This window comes from Phycisphaerae bacterium (genome assembly GCA_024102815.1).
Lineage (GTDB): Bacteria > Planctomycetota > Phycisphaerae > UBA1845 > UBA1845 > JAGFJJ01.
On record JAGFJJ010000069.1, the window covers coordinates 268,952 to 287,280 of the forward strand.

Here is an 18,329-nt window from a genome sequence, read left to right on the forward strand (position 1 = left end):
ATCCCCTAGAAAGGAGGTGATCCAGCCGCAGGTTCCCCTACGGCTACCTTGTTACGACTTAGTCCCAGTCACCGGCCTTACCGTCGGCCGCCGCCTCCCTTGCGGGTTAGCTAAGCGGACTTCGGGTACTGCCAGCTCCCATGACTTGACGGGCGGTGTGTACAAGGCTCAGGAACACATTCACCGCGGCATGGCTGATCCGCGATTACTAGCGATTCCAGCTTCATGGAGTCGAGTTGCAGACTCCAATCCGAACTGAGGCCGCCTTTCTGCGATTTGCTCCACCTCGCGGTCTCGCGTCGCTCTGTAACGGCCATTGTAGCACGTGTGACACCCTGGGCATAAGGGCCATGATGACTTGACGTCATCCCCGCCTTCCTCCGGTTTGACACCGGCAGTCTCGCTAGAGTCCCCAGCATGACCTGTTGGCAACTAGCAATAAGGGTTTCGCTCGTTGAGGGACTTAACCCGACACTTCACAGCACGAGCTGACGACAGCCATGCAGCACCTGTGCACGTTTCACCCGAAGGCAGCTTACTCCTGTTTCCAAGAGGGCATCCGTGCATGTCAAACCCAGGTAAGGTTCTTCGCGTTGCTTCGAATTAATCCACATGCTCCACCGCTTGTGTGAGCCCCCGTCAATTCCTTTGAGTTTTAGCCTTGCGGCCGTACTCCCCAGGCGGCGCACTTATTGTTTTTACTCCGGCACGAAGAGCGTCAAAACTCCTCATACCTAGTGCGCATCGTTTACGGCGTGGACTACCAGGGTATCTAATCCTGTTTGCTCCCCACGCTTTCGCGTCTCAGCGTCAGGTCAGGCCCAGTGACCCGCTTTCGCCACCGGCGTTCCAACTGATATCTACGCATTTCACCGCTCCACCAGTCGTTCCGGTCACCTCTGCCTGCCTCCAGAATACCGGTTTGCCGAGCAGTTCCCGGGTTGAGCCCGGGGATTTCACTCGACACCCTGCACTCCGCCTACACGCGCTTTAAGCCCAGTAATTCCGAACAACGCTTGCACTCTCCGTATTACCGCGGCTGCTGGCACGGAGTTAGCCAGTGCTTCCTCTGGGGCTGGTCATTATTCCTCACCCCTGACAGCAGTTTACATCCCGAGGGACTTCTTCCTGCACGCGGCGTCGCTCCGTCAGACTTTCGTCCATTGCGGAATATTCGTTGCTGCAGCCACCCGTAGGTGTCCGGACCGTATCTCAGTTCCGATGTGCCGGGACACGCTCTCACGCCCGGTACCCGTCGTTGCCTTGGTGAGCCGTTACCTCACCAACAAGCTGATAGGACATGGACCGATCCCGGACCGTCGGAGCTTTGCCCGCAGGAGCATGCGCTCCCGCGGGGTCATCGGGTATTACCGGCACTTTCGCAAAGGGGTTGCCCCCGCCGCTATCCCCGAGTCCAGGGTACGTTATCCATGTATTCCTCACCCGTTCGCCGCTAACCAAATCTCGGGTTACCCCTCGATAAGGTCCGCTCGACTTGCATGCCTTAACCACGCCGCCAGCGTTCGTTCTGAGCCAGGATCAAACTCTTCAGTTGTTTTTCCTGTTCGGGAAATCGAGGCAGCTTACGCCGCCTCGACACCTGAATTGAACTTGAGGCTTCTCATTATCGCGTCTGTGAGAATGAGAGCCGAACCGGTCCTCGCGGACCAGTGGCGTGCTCCGATTACTGGCTAGCATCGGAACACTGCTTGAGACGAACAACGCTGCCCAATGCAAACGCGGCAGCACCGTCCGACCACATTCTCACGACGACAAACCCGTTCACTTGTCAAAGAGCGGCCTGCCCTCGGGGGCAGGCGAGCAACGTACTATAACGCGGTTATTCGGACTGTCAAGCACCATTTCTTCCCTCGAAAAGCAGTCTTGGCATGTTTCGATTCCGAGCGCACGCCCGGCCTCGCCCGAGGTGCCGTCCGATCCCTTTGACAGTCCTAACGTGCCATGAGAGGAGAACTTGTGATTCGCTGGGGCCCGTGGGAGGATTCGACAAGGTAACAGCCCCGACAACCGGATACCCTCGGCCGGGCCTGGTTCGCGGACCTTCCAATCGCCGCTATGCTACGCTGAGTCGGAGCCCGAAGATCGGCTCCCAATCCGGGCCCAGCGACACGGTTGCCTATGAAACGCTCTCCCCTTCTGATCATCCTCCTGGTCGCGTTCGTTGACCTGGCCGGTTTCGGACTGATCATCCCGCTCCAGGGTGTGTATGCCGAACGGCTCGGGGCCAGTGGCACGACGCTCGGTCTCCTCGTCGGCATTTACGCCCTGATGCAACTGGTATTCACGCCCTTGCTGGGGCGCTGGTCGGATCACGTCGGCCGGCGTCGCGTCCTGCTGATCAGCGTGGGCGGCAGCGTCTGCGCGCACGTGCTTTTGGGCGTGGCTGATCTCGCCCACTCCCTTCCCCTTCTTTTTGTAGCGCGAACATTGGACGGGATCACCGGCGCAAACATCTCGACGGCACAGGCCTACATCGGTGATGTAACTTCGGCACAGGATCGGGCCAAGGGCATGGGCCTATTCGGAGCCGCCTTCGGCGTTGGATTTGTCATCGGACCGGCGATGGGAGCCATTTTAGCCTCCCTCGGTAGTTCTGCGATGGGCGAAGCGGGAACGAGTTGGCCGGCATTCGGTGCCGCAGCGTTGTCACTGGGGTCGTTGTTCCTTGTCTGGCGCCTGCTTCCCGAGTCAAGGCCGGCAGCCGCACCTGCCGACCCCGACAGGCCCGTCGCCCGCCACGCCGTGCGCGTCCGCCACTTCCGAAAAGTCTTTGGTGAGCCGCGCCTTCGTGAACTGCTGATGTTGCTGTTCAGCGCCACGTTCGCCTTCGTTCTGCTGGAACTGGCATTCATCCTGCTTTGTACGAAACGCTTCGATCTCGACTTCCTCGGAACCGGACTCGTATTCACGTACTTCGGTATTCTGATGGTGATTATTCAAGGAGGACTCGTGGGGCGTCTCGCCAAGCGATATGGAGAGAGTCGCCTGATTGCCACGGGTCCGTTCATTACGACATTCGGATTCCTGATGCTCTCCGGAGCGGCGGTGATTTCCAATCCCACGACGGGCTGGGTTCTGCTTATTGTGGGGTCGCTCCCGATTGCTTTCGGGCAAGGAATCACGGGACCAAATCTTAATGCCATGCTCTCTCGTCACGCGGGACGCTACCATCAGGGCGGCGTCCTGGGTGTGTCGCAAAGCATCGTTGCCCTGGCCCGTGCGATCGCGCCCCTTCTGGCTGGAAGGCTTTATGATCTGGGACCGGCATGGCCGTTCCGCGTGGGCGCTGTCATATTTGTAGGCGTGGGGCTGGGGGCTTTGGCCGTTCTACCCGCGCAGGAGGCGGCCTTGCGGCGTTCGGCCGACGTCGGCGTATCGAATGAATCCTCCCACTGATGACAGCAACCGATGCCATTAGGTCTCGTCTGAAATCCCAGCCCGTTATAGCGATTTTTGCCCCGCTATCGCTCGCCGTCCTGTCGATCGCCGGTGGTTTTCTGCGATTGCGCGGACTGGGTGCGCCCTCGCTCTGGATCGACGAATTGTCCACTTGGCATGTTTCGCAATTGCCGCTGGGCGAGAGTCTGCGCTGGCCTCCTGAGATTACCATTCCACCCCTTTATCAACTCATGGTGCGATTACTTGACCACGGACCGCACCCGCCCGAATGGCTGCTCAGATTGCCTGCCTTTGTCGCCGGCGTTGCGATCATTCCTGCTGTCTATTGTCTTATGCGCACCGCTGCTTCCAACTCGACGGCGCTCGCCGCTTCTGCGCTGGTCACATTCCAGCTCGCGCTCCTTCAATACAGCCAGGAGGCCCGTCCGTACACGCTCCTCGTCCTCGCTGCCGTGCTTTCTACCTGGTTCTGGTTTCAACTGGTGAGAACGAGCCGGACGCGGTATTTGCTCGGATACGTACTTTCGGCCGGAGCAGGGCTCTTTGCGCATCTGCTCGTCTTGCCCGTGCTGGCTGCGCATTTGACCTGGTGGGTGCTTTCTCACGAAGGCAGGCGTCAGGGAACGCGGCATTGGGCTCCCGCGACCGCGTTGGCTCTCATCGCGATGCTGGCCTCGCCGGTTTTCCTGCGTGTGATTTTGTTCGGGACGACGGCGCGGGCGGCAGTCGGTTGGATCCAACCCCCGACCGTCCCGAAGGCGCTCGCACTCCTCGGCGCTGTCACCTATGGATGGGGCTGGATCGCGCTCGTGTCCTCATCCATCGGCATTTGGATTTTCATGCGTTTCAGGCAACTGGCGCCGCAACTTCCCGGGAGCGGTGATCGAAACGAAGTATCTGATGCGCGCGACGACCTGGTTCTACTGCTCTTGACATGGCTCGCCTATTCCTGGATTGGATTGCTGGCCTTCTCGTGGATCGTCCAACCGCTCATGGTGGAGCGCTACCTATTGCCTGCAGCCATTTCGGCCCTGCTGGTACCGATCCTCATTGTGGAACGAATGCACAGATTCCTGGCGCCGGCCGTCGCATTGGCTGCTGTCTTGGCGACAGCACCGGCGTGGACAACATTCGGTACGCGTGTCGAGCCGGGCTTTCGGGAGCTCGTGGAGTTCGTCGAATCGGAACCGGGATCGACCGGTGAGCCCGTTGTTCTTGCTGTGGATCACGCAGATGTCCCCGGATGGGACGAAGCACAGCGACTGCCGCTAACGTACTATCCCTTCAGGGATCGGCCGGTGCACTACCTGAAGCTCGACGCGAAACAAAATCCGCCGCCGGATTCGGTTCTGGAAGATCCACGCCGATTCTTCCTGATTGTCTTCCGATCCGACGCTTTGGAGTTGCTCGCGGAGGCAGGGCGGAAATGGGAACCGTTCGAGATCGAGGGCCGGGAGTACCAGCAGTTGCCGTTCGGAACCCATCGCCTGATCCAGGTAGGTCCAAAGGATTATTGAGTCGACCGGCCCGGTGCGCGACAGAGACACTTCGAGGATGAGAGACGAAGCCGGAAAATCTCGAGGTGGATCGCGCAAGACACTTGAACGAATCGGCCCCATCCTGCTGATTCTAATGCTCGCCGTGTCTGCGCTCCTGCGGTTCTACCAGCTCGCCGCCCCAGATTATTGGCTGGACGAAGTCCATTCGCTGGTTGACTCCGCCGGGCGCCGCGCGGCGTTCGAAGCGCTGCCACACGGCGTAATCCTGCCGGGGATACCGACGTTCGATGCCATCCGCCCTGGGACCGGAACGGGCGAAGTGTGGTCGGGCATGCGCTTCGACACGCACCCGCCGTTCTACTTCGTGTTCCTTCATCTTTGGCGCGGAGTGTTCGGCGACAACGAATGGGCCTTACGCTTCCCGTCGATGGTCTTCTCCCTGCTGACGATTCTGGTCGTTGCATTGACCGTACGAAAGGTCAGCGACTGGTCTGGGGCGATCGCCGCCGCGGCTGTTCTCGGTCTTTCCTTCGCGTCAATTCGCTGTGCCCAGGACGCTCGCCCCTATGCACTCGCCATGCTGCTTCTGGCGGTAAGCTACTGGTCGCTATCGGGCATCACGCTGGGGACGAAAAGTCGCGTTTCCAACCGGGTCGGCCCTTGCGCCGCATATGCACTGAGCAGCCTGCTCGCGGTCCTGACGCATTACTTTTCCGCGCTGATTCTCCTGGGCCAGATACCGTTCGCCTTCTGTTATGCGCGCGGCCGGCGCCTGGGGTGGTGGCTCGTGTCTGCCGGGGTCGCTGTGCTGCTCTTTGGTCTGCTCTGGCTTCCCAGTCTGCTCGCACAGCGCGAGATCATCGAGTCATACCGCTGGATCAACGCCGACTCGCAAGGCCATGTACTTCGAACACTCATGCGCCTGACCGATGCGCCGTTGCGTTTGCTATTTGCTCAGGACCCGTTTCGACTCGCGGTCTGGAAGTCGATCCTGGGTGCATCCCTGGTCGCGGCCTGCGTGGTTCTTTCTTGGCGACGGAGCCGGACGGCGACGTTTCTGCTCGGCGGATGGTGTGTCATCCCGCTCATCTGCTTTGCTGCGATCGACATTGCCACCGGCAAGGAGACGCTCAAACACTTGCGATACATTGCGCTGGTCATGCCGGGACTGGCAGCCTTGGCGGGATTCGCCTGGTGTTCGACTCGCCTGTCCGCGCGCACTGCGGCGGGCACCCTGTTCTTGCTTGTAGTACTCGCGACGATTCGCCTGCCGACTCCGGACAATCCGCAGAATCGGGCCGCTGCCGCATACATCGCTGAGGACCTGGGAACGCGAACGCTGATCATATTCGACACGATTGGTTGGCCGCCGTTCTGGGCTGCGCAAACGTACCACAATGTCGCCTACTACCTGCAACAACTTCCGGCCCGTTCGGAGCCCTCGGTGCTCCTCCTTCGCGACCCACCCGACGAAGCGCTGGCGGACGCCATCGCCGGCTTCAATCGCCTCGTGGTCGTCTCCCCCCGCGTCGATACGGTGCCCAATCCGCTCCCGCAGAAGTTTACTGTCGCGAAGCAGAGCCCGTATCTTCATCAAATCGGGTTCGTCTACGAGTTCGTGCGTCGAGGCGGTTCGGAGTGAGGATCGGTTTCACGCCAGTCCTCCAGCAAGGCGATCAGTCCGACGACGCAGATGCTCTGAACGAGCAGCAGTGATCCGGCCAACCAGTCGACTCGGGCAAGTACTATGGACGGCAGGGCCGTCGCGGCCGTGGCGAGATAGATTGTCAATACGGCGGCGCGAATGCTCATCCCCCGCCGCACAAGACGGTGCGAGAAATGGCGGCGGTCACCGCGCAGTGGGCTGATCCCCAGACGGAGGCGCCGCACGACCACACTGATCACGTCATAAAGTGGAACGGCCAGCACAACCAACGGGACGAGCACGCCGAACGGCTGAAGGTCCTGGCGGGGATCGTAGAAGGTCACGAGAATCGTCAGCAGGCTCATCAGAAACCCGAGCACCAGGCTTCCCGCGTCTCCCATGAAGATTCTCGCCGGATGGAAATTCCATAGCAGGAAGCCCAGCGACACCGACGCGACCAGCAGGGCCAGTAGCGGCACGAAGAGCTGGCCGGCTGCCAACGATGCGACTGCAAAGGTGACAGCGGCGATGGCCGCCACGCCAGCGCTCAACCCATCCATGTTGTCGAGGAAGTTGAAGGCGTTGGTAATCAAGACGATCCAGATCACCGTCACGACGAATGATACGATGGAAGGAAGGAACTCAAACGCTCGGATGCCGCAAGGCCCGGCGATGACACCCGCAACAAGAAATTCGGCCAGAAACTTCGGCCCCGGACCCATCGGGGTGCGATCATCGAGCAGGCCGACGACGTGCAGGACAATCACACCTCCGACGATGGCCAGCACTTGCGGAAGCTTGGAGGCCGCGCCGTATAACTGTTCCCCCAGCGCGTCCGGAACCCAGGTTGGGACCCCCTCCCGGGTCAGCAGCCAGGCCCCCAACACGCCGGCAAGAAGAGGGAGCAGGACGGAGAGTGCAATGGCAATCCCGCCACCCTGGGCTACGGGAGCGGCATGCTGCTTGTGGGCGCCGGGCCGATCGACGAAATCCACGCGAATGGCCCAGGCACGAATGATCCCGGTCATGACAATTGACAGGGTCAGCGCGCCGACGCAGGTCCCGGCAAACAGAGCGAGCAACATGGACACCGAGTCTACCGACGCCCGGATCAGGTTGCCACGCGCAGCCGACCATCGGCCGAGCGTTGGGTTTCGCGTCCCATAATCCCGGGCAGGGTGCTGTCCGATCAACAACAGCACAACGATGTTGCCGTGCCACCGAGGCATCTTGCGAATCCGGCAAAACTCGCAATGTAGGGTTGTCGATGGGACTTTCGGGATCAGGCGGATTTCGGACGGCCCCTTTACGCCGTTTCCGAACCGCAAGCAGCAGTTCCGGCTCTTCCGGGACGCCTCGACTCGTCACCCGGGGATGAATACTCATGGGATTCTGGACCTGGATTACCGATCGCCTGACCGAACGACCTTCCCCGTCACCGCCGACCGGGACCTGCCGGGAACCCGCGCGTGGTGCGTCGGGCACGGCGACGCTGGAACGGGAGCCGTTGGCAGACTCCCGGCCAGGCACGGATGCTCCCTGGTGGATCGTCCCCGATGCGACGCTCATCGAACCGCAGGAGCCCCAGCGGCCTGAATTCAGCGCCGAGATTGTCGGACTGGAGAATCTGCTCGTATCCTATTTTGACGGCCACGACCTTTCCCTGCCGCCGCTGATGCGCGGCGCCGAGCGAGCCTTGCGGCTCCTGAGTTCCAGGGAATCCAGCCTGAGCGAGGTCGCTGAGGCCATCAGCGAAGACCAGGTACTTGCGGCGGCCGTGATCCGCACGGCCAATTCGCCCTATTACCGGGGTGTCCACCAGTTCACTTCCGTCGCCCCGGCGGTGACCCGCCTTGGGGTCAAGGCCGTCCGAACACTTCTTTTCCATGAATCGATGCGCGCGGCCACGTTTCACGCCGGCGAGCAAGACCGTCAACTGGCCCGCTGCCTGTGGGAGTGCTCCGTTGCCTCTGCCCACACGATGCGGCGGCTAGCTCCTTGCGTCGGCATTGACGAAGAAGATGCCTTCCTGATCGGGCTGCTGCACAATATCGGCAGCATCGTCACGCTCCGCGTCATCGCCAATTATCGCAACATCTGCCGGGAACAGATCACTCCCGAGATCTTTGACTTCCTCTGCTTTGTTTCTCATCAGGAATTCGGCGAATTGCTCGCCACTGAGTGGAAACTCCCCGAGGACCTGTCCAGCCTGATTGCCAATCACCACACCGCAGTAGAGACCGATGATCCGCTCCGCAACCAGCGGCTCATGCTTCAGACCACGGAAATGATTACCGCGCTCATGGGGTATGCGTTGCCACAGCCCTATGATTTGCTCAGCGCCAAACAGGTTCAGGAATTGAATTTGCCGGACCACCCGGGTTGGCCCAGCGTGCTCGAAGGACTGCCCGAGGAAGTCGAAGAAGCCGTCTCATTCTCTTAGATAAGAGCGGTCGTGGAGAGGAGCATTCATTCACGACGAGGGTGCGGCTCCGTCGCTCCAACAGTCGATCCTCGGACGCGCAAGCGGTCGGCCCGCACCAACTGATCGCTCTGAATGTTCCAATCAGGATGCAATCGTCAACGTGGACCGTTGAGAAGTGCCGCCGCGCTGACCATCTCCCCGCACACCCGGTTTGATCGGCATGTCCGCCCGCCGCGCGGGCGCAGCTTGGGCCGCGTTGATCGCCCTGCGCCACGCCGCCTTCTCCGCATCGGTAAGCAATTCCGCCAGGCGCGGGCGCATTCGCTTGGCTTTGGTCCGCTTCCAGGACTGCGGTTCTTTCCCATCTTCGCACAGTCCGGCGTCCATGAGTCGCGTTAGAATGTCGAACAGAACTTTGCCCATTTCGACAGTCATGCGCTCCAGTCGGATCTCGCGGTAAAGGCGATCCATCGCTTGCCCGACAGCGCGACGAGAACTCAGCTTTCGAAGATACCCATCGGGGAGGTTGGAAATGTCGTTTCGCTTTCGCGCCGCTTTGGCGGCAAGCTGGCGCTGACGACGCACCTCGGCCAACTCTGGATCGTGGAAAATGCAGAAGTCGCTGCCTTCGCGAATCGTGCCCCGGCAACGTCGACCGGATCGCGTTTTGGCCAGGCAGCGGCGATCGTAGGGCAGGCGACACGTCGCCGTCGGCGGTGTCCCCGGTCGAGGGGTCTCCGCTCGCTCAACCCCAGACTCGGTCTGCAATGATTCCCAGAGGAGCGATGCTGGCCCGCGCGGCTGGTGTGTCTTTTTCACGACCCGGACTCCCCTTCGCAGCGCCCGTCCCCTACCGAACGCCAAGGCTCGGTCCCCCATCTCGACGGCTCATCCCGGCCACCGAAACGTGGAGAGAAGCCCTTTCAGCGCCGATGCTCCGATCGGCTCAAATGAGGCAGCTGACGGACCAACGTGTTCATACTACCTGATTTCCAGGTGTCAGCAAGGACGAACCGGCGTTTTCAATGCTGTGAATTGGATCAATTCACAAGGGAGAAACGCAGGACTGATGGCCACCCATCGGGACGAATCCTGCACGTCTTGTACTCTCAGGCTGTCGAAGAGCTTTCCAGTTTCGCGCGATGCAGGGACGCTCGGTAAGATCACTGCCCCACGCGGGCCGCCGAGGTCTCTCGCGATAGCTCCTCGATTCGCTTTTCTGCGAATCGCGTATTGGCAAGGTGGGTGGACTCGTTCTCCACGGCGGCATGGTAAAGCTCGAGGGCCCGTTCACGGTCGTGCAGCCGGTAGTCATAGACGGTGGCCGCTTCAAACCGTGCAGGGTGCGGCGTCTGCGGATCCCATTCCCAGGCGCGCTCGAACCACTTGGCGGCAAGCTCGTCCTGATCGGGCAGATACTCCTTGTGAATCTCGCCCAGCATGTAGGCCGCGTCATCAATCTTGTCGCTGGAAGGATACTGCTCGATCAACTTGCGAAATGTCTGTGCGGCCTCAACCATGACATCTTCGCGATACAGCGCCGGCACTCCGTGTCCGCCGCGGCGCATCTCCTTGAGTCCCTGCTCGTACAGGGCATCCGCTTCCGGAATGGACTCTGTTGGTCGAAGCTTATCTGAGGCCACCTCGGCCTCCATCAAATACCGGAATGCCTTAACGCGTTGCAGGCCCTCCATTTCATAGGCAGCCCAGTTGGCCTTTTGCGCGTCGCCGTGCTCGCGATAATACCGCTCGAGACGTTTCAGGCCCCGGTGGTAGCCCTGGCGGTGGGCGACCATATCCTCGACGAGATCAGCCTCCGTGGAATCGACCACACGGATGTCCGCCGAGGCGTCATCGGACGCCGTGCGGGTGTCGTTCCATGTCTCCAGCGGACCCTTGGGGCGCTGCTTGCCCGGGAATGCGTATTGCACGTTGCAGGCGGAAAGGACAAGTGGCGCAACCGACGCCAATAGGACGAAGATTGATCGCAGAACTGGTCGCGTGTTCATAGCGGGCCCTTCGATAAACCAAGAAAGAAACCCCGCACCAAAGCGAGAATGGGCATTACACGACTGCCGAAACTCCCTGTCAAACCACGATGCCCCTGCGAGGCTCCGTAACACCCGGAAGTCCTTTCGCCTACGCCGGTTACCACTGCGCCTCCTCGAATGCCCCGAGCTTGGCCGCCGGCTTGGAGGGGCGACTCTTGAGGATCGCCGAAGCCAGCGCGAGATCGGCCCGCGTCGTGATCTTCAGGTTCGTCGAATCGGAGATTACGGCCGTGACCGGATGCCCGGCCCGCTCGACGAGCTCTGCATCATCCGTGACGTCTTTGTCGGATTCCGTCAGCGCTGCATAGGCCTGGCTGATAATGTCCTTTCGAAAGACCTGAGGCGTCTGTGCTTCGTAAAGTCCGGCCCGGGGAACCGTGCTCTCCACGAGGTTTGCCGTTCCCACGCGCTTGATCGTCCCCGAAAGGGGGACGGCAAGAATCGCGGCGCCGCTCTTCGCTGCCGCAGCAAAAACGGCGTCGATATGCTCGGAAGTAACACACGGTCGCGCGGCATCGTGCACGGCGACGAATTCGGCGTCGTCGGACAGTTCGCCCAGCGCCGCGGCCACCGTATCGCAGCGCCGTGCTCCGCCCGTCACGGTCTTGACACCCATGAACGCCAGATTCGCGCCATATTGGGTCCTCATCGCCTCGTCGTCCTCGGGAGCGACACCGAGAAGAATCTGGCAGATGTCCTCACGGCGGATGAAATGCTCAACGGTCCGCAGGAATACAGGCCGCCCGTCCAGCTTGGAAAAGATCTTGTTCTCGCCGCCGCCGAACCTCTCCCCCTTGCCTGCGGCGGGAATGATCACTGCGATCTTCGGCATGACCGGTTCTCCTTCCAGACGACAAATGGAACGATCGAAACCGACCGGCTATTACGTCATGCGGACGTTGAATTCGGTCCTCCCGGACGCGGGCGCCGACGATCCGGCGGGGCCATGCCGTCCATGCGGCCGAAGATCATCCTTCCCGCCGACGTCTGCAACACGCTCGTGACCACGAGTGTCACGTTCTCGCCGATATGCTCGCGCGCCCCCTCGGCCACGACCATCGTTCCGTCTTCGAGGTATCCCACCCCCTGTCCGACTTCCTCGCCGGGCTTGACGACTTTGATGACCATCGTCTCGCCGGGCAGTACAACGGGGCGCAGAGAGCCCGCCAAATCGTTGATGTTTATGACCGGAACGCCACGCAGCCGCGCGACCTTGTTCAGGTTGTAGTCGTTGGTGACGATCTTGCCTTCGAGTTGTTTGGCCAGATCAACCAGCATCTCGTCCACGCCAGCGTCGCCCGCACTGCGTTCCGGTTTGACTTCCAATATGCGGATATCCACGATGTCGGACGATTGCAGCTTGTTGAGCATGTCCAGGCCGCGACGCCCGCGGTTTCGCTTGAGCTTGTCCGAACTGTCTGCAATGGTCTGAAGCTCCTGGAGCACGAAGCGAGGAACGACCAGCTCCGAGTCGAAAATGTTCGTGGCGGCGATGTCGGCGATACGGCCGTCCACCACCACGGATGTATCCAGCACAAGCGGCCGGCCGCCCTTGCTTTCCCGCGAGAATTCCACGTACGGAATGACGAACCGGATGTCGTCTTTCGTCTGGAGTATGAAGCTCACCGCCAGGTAGCAGCACACGACTCCCAGAGCGAGTTTGAGCGCACTGGTGACGGGATCGTCCGATTCCAGCCCGCCGGGGTTGGCCTCCACGACGAGGTTGAGGATCAGCGACAGGCCGTAGGCCACGACCATCCCCACGACCAAGCCGAAAAAGACGCCGGAAATTGCCCCCAGCGACTTTCGAGGGATAAAGATGTCCAGTGAAATGACAATCAGCCCGGCGCCGAGGAAGCTGATGACGATCAGATCCCGATGCTGCGCCAAGCGCCCGGTCAGACGCTGCTCGTCCGAAGCCAGCCCGAACCCCACTCCCATGAGGACCAGCAGGAACGCCAAGCGCAGGCCGATCATCGCCCACGCACTGGTCCGCACGCTGGGAGGAGGTCTCAAGGACGATGAACCGGATTCCATGGCCATGGGGGTGTTCGCCTCGATGCTGCATGCCGGCGCGGTCAACCAACCGCGGAATCGCCCAAACCGGCAGTATACTCCCCCCGGCCTGTACTTCCAGCGCTGCGCAAGAGGGGCCGGCGCAATGGTCAAGTGGTTACTGCGGCGCTATATTCCGTTCTTTAAGCGAGCGGGTATTGCGGCGTGATGCCCTGGGGTGCCACCGAATCGTCCCACGCATAACCGTTTGTCGAGTCGCATGCGCCATGACCACAGGTACCGCCGTCGCCGATGCTGATTCCCTCTCCGTGCCAACGGCGGTGGAAGCACGGTCCACGCTCGTAACCGGCTCCGTTCGCCGGAAGCTCTTTGTCCTCGCCATGCCCGTTCTGGCCGAGCAGTTGCTCAACACGGCGGTGGGGACATTCGACATTTTTCTCGCCGGCCGGCTCAGCGCCGCCGCGACCTCCGCCGTGGGACTGGCCGCTTACGTTGCGTGGCTTGTTTCCATGCTCGCCGCCATGATCGGGATCGGCACGACGGCCCTCGTTTCCCGTCACGAAGGCGCGGGCGACCGGCACGAGGCGAACCATGTCGCCAACCAGTCTCTGACGCTTGCCGTCGCGCTCGCCGTCTTGATAGCCGCACTCATCTACGGCATCGCCCCCGCCATTGCAACGTACTGCCGCATGACCGGCGAGTCCTTCACGATCACCGTCGACTACCTGCGCATCGGTGCCCTCGGCCTTGCCTGCACCACGGTCACGCTGGTCGCCTGCGCCGCCCTTCGTGGCATCGGGAACATGCGCACCCCCATGTTCATTTTCGCGCTGATCAATCTGCTCAACATGAGCGTTTCCTGGGCATTGGTCTATGGACCGGGGCCGATCCCATCTCTCGGTGTGCGGGGGATCGTCACGGGTACTGTCGTGGCACATGCAGTGGGGCTCGCTCTCACGCTGGTCTTGCTTGCACGGGGGCGCGTCGGGCTGCGGCTCGTTCCGCGGGAGACGGTTCCTACCTGGGAGCGGACGCGCCGCATTCTGCATGTTGGGGTACCGGCCGGCGCCGACGGTGCAATCATGTGGTCCGGCCACTTCTGCTACCTGGCGATTCTCTCACGACTCGCGGATCCCCCCCTCGGCACGGCCTATTTTGCAGCACACATGATCGCCGTTCGCACAGAATCCCTTGTCTATCTGCCGGCCGTGGCCTGGGCGGCCGCTACCGCGACCATGATCGGACAGGCTCTCGGAGCGGGAAACCCGATCCGCGCCAAGCAAGTGGGCCATGAAGGCGTTCGGCAGTGTGGAATCCTGGCGGTGATCGTCTCCGCGGTTTTGTTCATCGGTGCAAATACCGTCTACGCCGTGATGAGTTCTGACCCGCTCGTGAGGGAGGCCGGCACTGCGCCATTCCGGGTGCTCTTTGTCCTTACGCCGGCACTGGTCGTATCGATCGTCTATGTCGGCGGACTACGCGGCGCGGGCGACACGCGCACACCCATGCTGATCACCATTGTGGGCATTACCTTGCGGCTTGCTGTGGGCTACCTGGGCGGCATCGTCCTGCAGATGGGCCTTCTCGGAGCCTGGATGGGCATGTTCACGGATATGATCTGGCGGGCCATTGCATCCAGTGTGCGCTATTTCCGTGGCAAATGGCTGCAGACTCGCGTGTGACGTCGAATTTCGGTGGGATTTGCGCAGGTAAGAAATCGGTAAGCGGAAGCTGGGATGCTCGCGTCGGGTTGGCACCGGTCAGAAGAAATTCAGTTGCAGCTTGGCCGCCTCGGACATGCGCTCGGGCGTCCACGGGGGATCCCAGACCACCTCTACCTTGGCGTCAGTTACGCCGTCCACCGTGCGGATCTTCTGCTCCACCTCGGGCGGCAGACTGCCGGCCACGGGACAGGCGGGCGAGGTCAGCGTCATCTTGACCTCGACTTCGCCATTCGGTCCGGCGTCGATATCGTAGATCAGCCCCAGATCGTAGATATTGACAGGTATCTCGGGGTCAAAGCAGGTGCGAAGCACTTCGACAACCGCCGATTCGATCGCTTGCGCCTTGATTTGGTCCACCGGAGAACCCGAAACCTCCGCATCGGAACCGCCTTCCTTACGCTTTTCAATTCTATCGTCCGTCACGACCCCTCACTCCCTCCATCATTCGAAGCGCCGCCTTCACCGTCTGACCGTCTGGGTCGACGGGGCCGTCGACGCCCGCCCCGCCGCCGGCGACGGGAAGGCTCGCCCCGACCCTCGCCCGCCGGGTCCTGCTCAGCGCCAGACAATTCAGATCCTTCTGTCGACCCGTCGGCATCGGTATCTTCACGTTCTTCGGTGGGCTCTTGGGCATCATTCGTCTCTCGTACGGGACGCCGAGGCCTTGCCGATCGCTGCGGCTGTCCGGAACGTTGTGATGATCCCCGTTCACGACGTGGACGCCGCGAGGAATCACCGCTTCCCGATTCTGCTGCTCCCGGCGGAGGCGGTTTCACGCCGGTTTCCAGAATGTCCTCGGCGACAACCGTGACGAACTTGTCCGCGTCCGTTCGAATCTGAACCAACTGCGTCAGAACCTGGCGGTTCACAATCACCCCGTCGCCGTGACTCGTTCGGATGCGCACGCCGACGCGCGGCAGACGCTTGTCGAGGTCCTCGTAACTCTCGTGTTCGTATCGAAGGCAGCATTTCAGCCGACCGCATCGCCCTGATACCTGCGTGGGATCGAGCGTCGCCTTCTGCAACTTGGCCATGCGCATGCTGATGGGCCGAAGTGTCTTCAGAAAGACCTTGCAGCAGACCTCCCGGCCGCACGTCTCGAAGTCCGCAAGCAGGCGCGCCTCGTCGCGAGCACCCACCTGGCGCATCTCTATTCGCGTTCGGAACTCCTGAGCCAGATCTTTGACCAACCCGCGGAAATCCACGCGCTCGTCGGAAGTGAAGAAGAAAATGATCCGTTCGCCGCCGAAGAGCGATTCGCATTCCACCACGCGAATAGGGAGGCGGTGCTCGGCCGCCATGCGTCGAGCGATGTCGCGACGATCGCGATTGTCCTGCTGAATTCGGGCGTGCTCGGTCAGATCGGCGGCCGTCGCCTCACGGAGAATTCGCCCGGCATCGAAAAAGTATGAGTCGTCCCCGCACGCCGCAACCCATTCTTTCATGTTGTCGCGTGAGACGGATTTGTCGCAGCCGGAACAGGTCAGCGAGACTTGTTCTCCCAGCTCGATCCCGCGGCGTGTTTGTATGACCACCTTCGCTCCACAGGTAAACTTCATGTCCGGAGCGTGGGAGAACTCCCCGATGTAGCGCATGAAGCCGAATCGCACGGCCGTGGTGGGGTAGATCTTTTCCAGACCGTTTCCGCACCGGGCGTCCTCGCCCGTTGCGCTCCCGCACGAACCGCAGCCTGCATGTTTCGTCGAGCTGCTCTGCGGCAGGGCAAAGGCTTCCAGATTGGGGGGCGCCTGCATGGCGAAGTCTCCTCACTTCGTCGGCCGGTGCGCGGTGAACCATTTGACTGCGCCGACGCAACGCATTGTCGGCGCGAGTTCACTCCGTGGTGACGACGGGTTCATCCTTGTCTTCGAGAGCTGCCCGAATTGTGTGCCAAGCCAGCGTGGCGCACTTTACCCGCGCCGGGTATTGGCAGACATTGGAGAATACCTCGAGCTTTCCAAGTCCGGAGCCCTGGCCGTTCTCCGCCACCTCCCCCGTCACCAGCCCGTGGAACTTGGCGAAAAGCGCCTTGGCCTCTTCCAGCGTCTTGCCCCGCAGCGATTCGGTCATCAACGAAGCGGATGCCGTAGAGATGGCGCAGCCCGAGCCCTCAAACGTCACATCCTCAACCACGCCGTCCTTGAGCTTCACGTAAACGGTCACGTGATCGCCACATAGCGGGTTATGCCCCTTGGCAACACGATCCGCCCCCTCGATCCGGCCCTTGTTCCGGGGACGGTTGTTGTGATCCAGGATCAACTCTTGATACAGGTCTCGCAAGTCAGACATCAGCCGAACACCTTAAGAACCTCTTCAAGCCCGGCGACCAGGGCGTCCACGTCCGCCCGGGTATTGTACAGCGCGAAGGAGGCTCTTGTCGTGGCCGGTACGCCGAATCGGTCCATAATCGGCTGGGCACAGTGGTGCCCGGTCCGGACGGCAACGCCCGCCCTGTCCAGGACGGTCCCCACGTCGTGGGCGTGGATCCTCGGCAGGACGAAGGAGATGACCGCCGCCTTGTCGGGGGCCGTACCGATGATCCGGAGCGGCTCGATCCTCTTGAGTGACTCCGTTGCGTAGGCGAGGAGATCGGTCTCGTGGGCCGCGATCCAGTCCATGCCGACCGCCTTGAGGTACTCGATCGCCGCCCCGAGGCCGATGGCTCCCGAAATATTGGGCGTGCCGGCCTCGAACCGGTACGGAATATCGTTATAGGTCGTTTCCTCGAAGGTCACGGAGCGGATCATCTCCCCGCCACCCTGGTAGGGTTCCATCTGTTCGAGCAAGGAGCGGCGGCCGTAGAGGGCTCCCACGCCGGTGGGGCCGTAGACCTTGTGCGACGAAAAGACGTAGAAATCGCAATCGAGTCCGGCGACGTCCACGGCCTGATGGGGAACCGCCTGGGCACCGTCCACCAGCACAACCGCCCCGAAACTGTGAGCCGACCGGATCAGGCTCTGGACTGGGTTGATCGTCCCGAGCGCATTGGAAACGTGCGCCAGGGCCACGACCTTCGTCCGAGGGGACAGCATCCGCTCGTATTCATCAACCACCAGCGCTCCGTGGTCGTCGATCGGCGCAACCCGGAGTACCGCTCCCGTCTGCCGACAGATTATCTGCCACGGGACGATGTTGGAGTGGTGTTCCATCCCTGTAATGAGGATCTCATCTCCCCGCGCGAGGCGCGGCCTGGCCCACGACTGGGCCACGAGGTTCACCCCTTCCGTGGCCCCGCGGACGAAGACGATTTCCTCCGGCTCGCATGCCCCGAGAAACGCCGAGATCGTTCGCCGGGCGGACTCATACAATCTTGTCGCGCGAACGCTCAGCGCGTGGACGCCACGGTGGATATTGGCGTTGTCCTCGGTGTAATAGCGAATAAGGGCGTCGATCACCGCCTGAGGCTTCTGCGTGGTGGCGGCATTGTCCAGGTAGACCAGCGGCCGACCGTGGACTTGCTGCCGGAGTATCGGAAAGTCCTCTCGCAGTCGCTCCACGCTGAGACCTTCCCCGTTGCTTCGATTTGAAGAGTACCTCTCGACCATGGTC

The 18,329-nt window shown here is 61.5% G+C and carries 14 protein-coding genes and 1 rRNA gene; 5 read left to right on the forward strand and 10 right to left on the reverse strand.

Features of this window, described 5'->3' with window-relative positions:
• Positions 1-9: 9 nt before the first annotated feature.
• Positions 10-1,555: ribosomal RNA gene (locus J5J06_17335) — 16S ribosomal RNA — on the reverse strand.
• 584 nt (positions 1,556-2,139) lie between these two features.
• On the opposite strand from J5J06_17335, the gene J5J06_17340 reads away from it, so the two are divergent.
• From J5J06_17340 to J5J06_17350, 3 genes are read left to right on the forward strand one after another with little or no spacing between them, the layout of a single operon-like run.
• Positions 2,140-3,417, forward strand: coding sequence for an MFS transporter (locus J5J06_17340; protein ID MCO6438860.1), 1,278 nt, complete (start codon positions 2,140-2,142; stop codon positions 3,415-3,417).
• Positions 3,417-4,937, forward strand: a complete 1,521-nt coding sequence (locus J5J06_17345; protein MCO6438861.1) for a glycosyltransferase family 39 protein — start codon at positions 3,417-3,419, stop codon at positions 4,935-4,937. The genes J5J06_17340 and J5J06_17345 overlap by 1 nt, the downstream gene beginning before the upstream one ends.
• A 37-nt stretch (positions 4,938-4,974) precedes the next feature.
• Positions 4,975-6,561 carry a glycosyltransferase family 39 protein gene (locus J5J06_17350; GenBank protein ID MCO6438862.1) on the forward strand — a complete coding sequence of 529 codons (1,587 nt, stop codon included), beginning with the start codon at positions 4,975-4,977 and terminating at the stop codon, positions 6,559-6,561.
• On the opposite strand, the gene J5J06_17355 is transcribed toward J5J06_17350, so the two are convergent.
• Positions 6,528-7,793 carry an undecaprenyl/decaprenyl-phosphate alpha-N-acetylglucosaminyl 1-phosphate transferase gene (locus J5J06_17355; protein ID MCO6438863.1) on the reverse strand — a complete coding sequence of 422 codons (1,266 nt, stop codon included), beginning with the start codon at positions 7,791-7,793 and terminating at the stop codon, positions 6,528-6,530. The genes J5J06_17350 and J5J06_17355 overlap by 34 nt on opposite strands.
• 155 nt (positions 7,794-7,948) lie before the next feature.
• On the opposite strand from J5J06_17355, the gene J5J06_17360 reads away from it, so the two are divergent.
• On the forward strand, positions 7,949-9,007 hold the full coding sequence (locus J5J06_17360) for an HDOD domain-containing protein (protein MCO6438864.1): 1,059 nt from the start codon (positions 7,949-7,951) through the stop codon (positions 9,005-9,007).
• A gap of 123 nt (positions 9,008-9,130) precedes the next feature.
• Here J5J06_17360 and J5J06_17365 read toward each other — a convergent pair whose 3' ends face one another.
• The 4 genes from J5J06_17365 to J5J06_17380 form a co-directional block, all read right to left on the reverse strand.
• Entirely contained in the window at positions 9,131-9,808 is a 678-nt protein-coding gene (locus tag J5J06_17365) for a hypothetical protein (protein MCO6438865.1), read from the reverse strand.
• Between the two features lie 344 nt (positions 9,809-10,152).
• Entirely contained in the window at positions 10,153-10,998 is an 846-nt protein-coding gene (locus tag J5J06_17370; GenBank protein MCO6438866.1) for a hypothetical protein, read from the reverse strand.
• A gap of 139 nt (positions 10,999-11,137) precedes the next feature.
• The gene (ispD, locus tag J5J06_17375) at positions 11,138-11,872 is read right to left on the reverse strand and encodes a 2-C-methyl-D-erythritol 4-phosphate cytidylyltransferase (GenBank protein MCO6438867.1); all 735 of its coding nucleotides are present in this window, start codon (positions 11,870-11,872) and stop codon (positions 11,138-11,140) included.
• 56 nt (positions 11,873-11,928) lie between these two features.
• Positions 11,929-13,017, reverse strand: a complete 1,089-nt coding sequence (locus tag J5J06_17380) for a PIN domain-containing protein (protein MCO6438868.1) — start codon at positions 13,015-13,017, stop codon at positions 11,929-11,931.
• 305 nt (positions 13,018-13,322) lie between these two features.
• Here J5J06_17380 and J5J06_17385 point away from each other — a divergent pair, with 305 nt between their 5' ends.
• Entirely contained in the window at positions 13,323-14,738 is a 1,416-nt protein-coding gene (locus J5J06_17385) for an MATE family efflux transporter (GenBank protein MCO6438869.1), read from the forward strand.
• A gap of 78 nt (positions 14,739-14,816) precedes the next feature.
• Here the strand turns inward: J5J06_17385 and J5J06_17390 are convergent, their stop codons facing one another.
• From J5J06_17390 to J5J06_17405, 4 genes are all read right to left on the reverse strand, one after another.
• Positions 14,817-15,137, reverse strand: coding sequence for an SUF system Fe-S cluster assembly protein (locus J5J06_17390; protein ID MCO6438870.1), 321 nt, complete (start codon positions 15,135-15,137; stop codon positions 14,817-14,819).
• Between the two features lie 62 nt (positions 15,138-15,199).
• Entirely contained in the window at positions 15,200-16,534 is a 1,335-nt protein-coding gene (locus tag J5J06_17395; GenBank protein MCO6438871.1) for a hypothetical protein, read from the reverse strand.
• Between the two features lie 79 nt (positions 16,535-16,613).
• Positions 16,614-17,069, reverse strand: a complete 456-nt coding sequence (locus J5J06_17400; GenBank protein ID MCO6438872.1) for an SUF system NifU family Fe-S cluster assembly protein — start codon at positions 17,067-17,069, stop codon at positions 16,614-16,616.
• Positions 17,069-18,325, reverse strand: a complete 1,257-nt coding sequence (locus tag J5J06_17405; protein MCO6438873.1) for a cysteine desulfurase — start codon at positions 18,323-18,325, stop codon at positions 17,069-17,071. The genes J5J06_17400 and J5J06_17405 overlap by 1 nt, the downstream gene beginning before the upstream one ends.
• Positions 18,326-18,329: the final 4 nt, after the last annotated feature.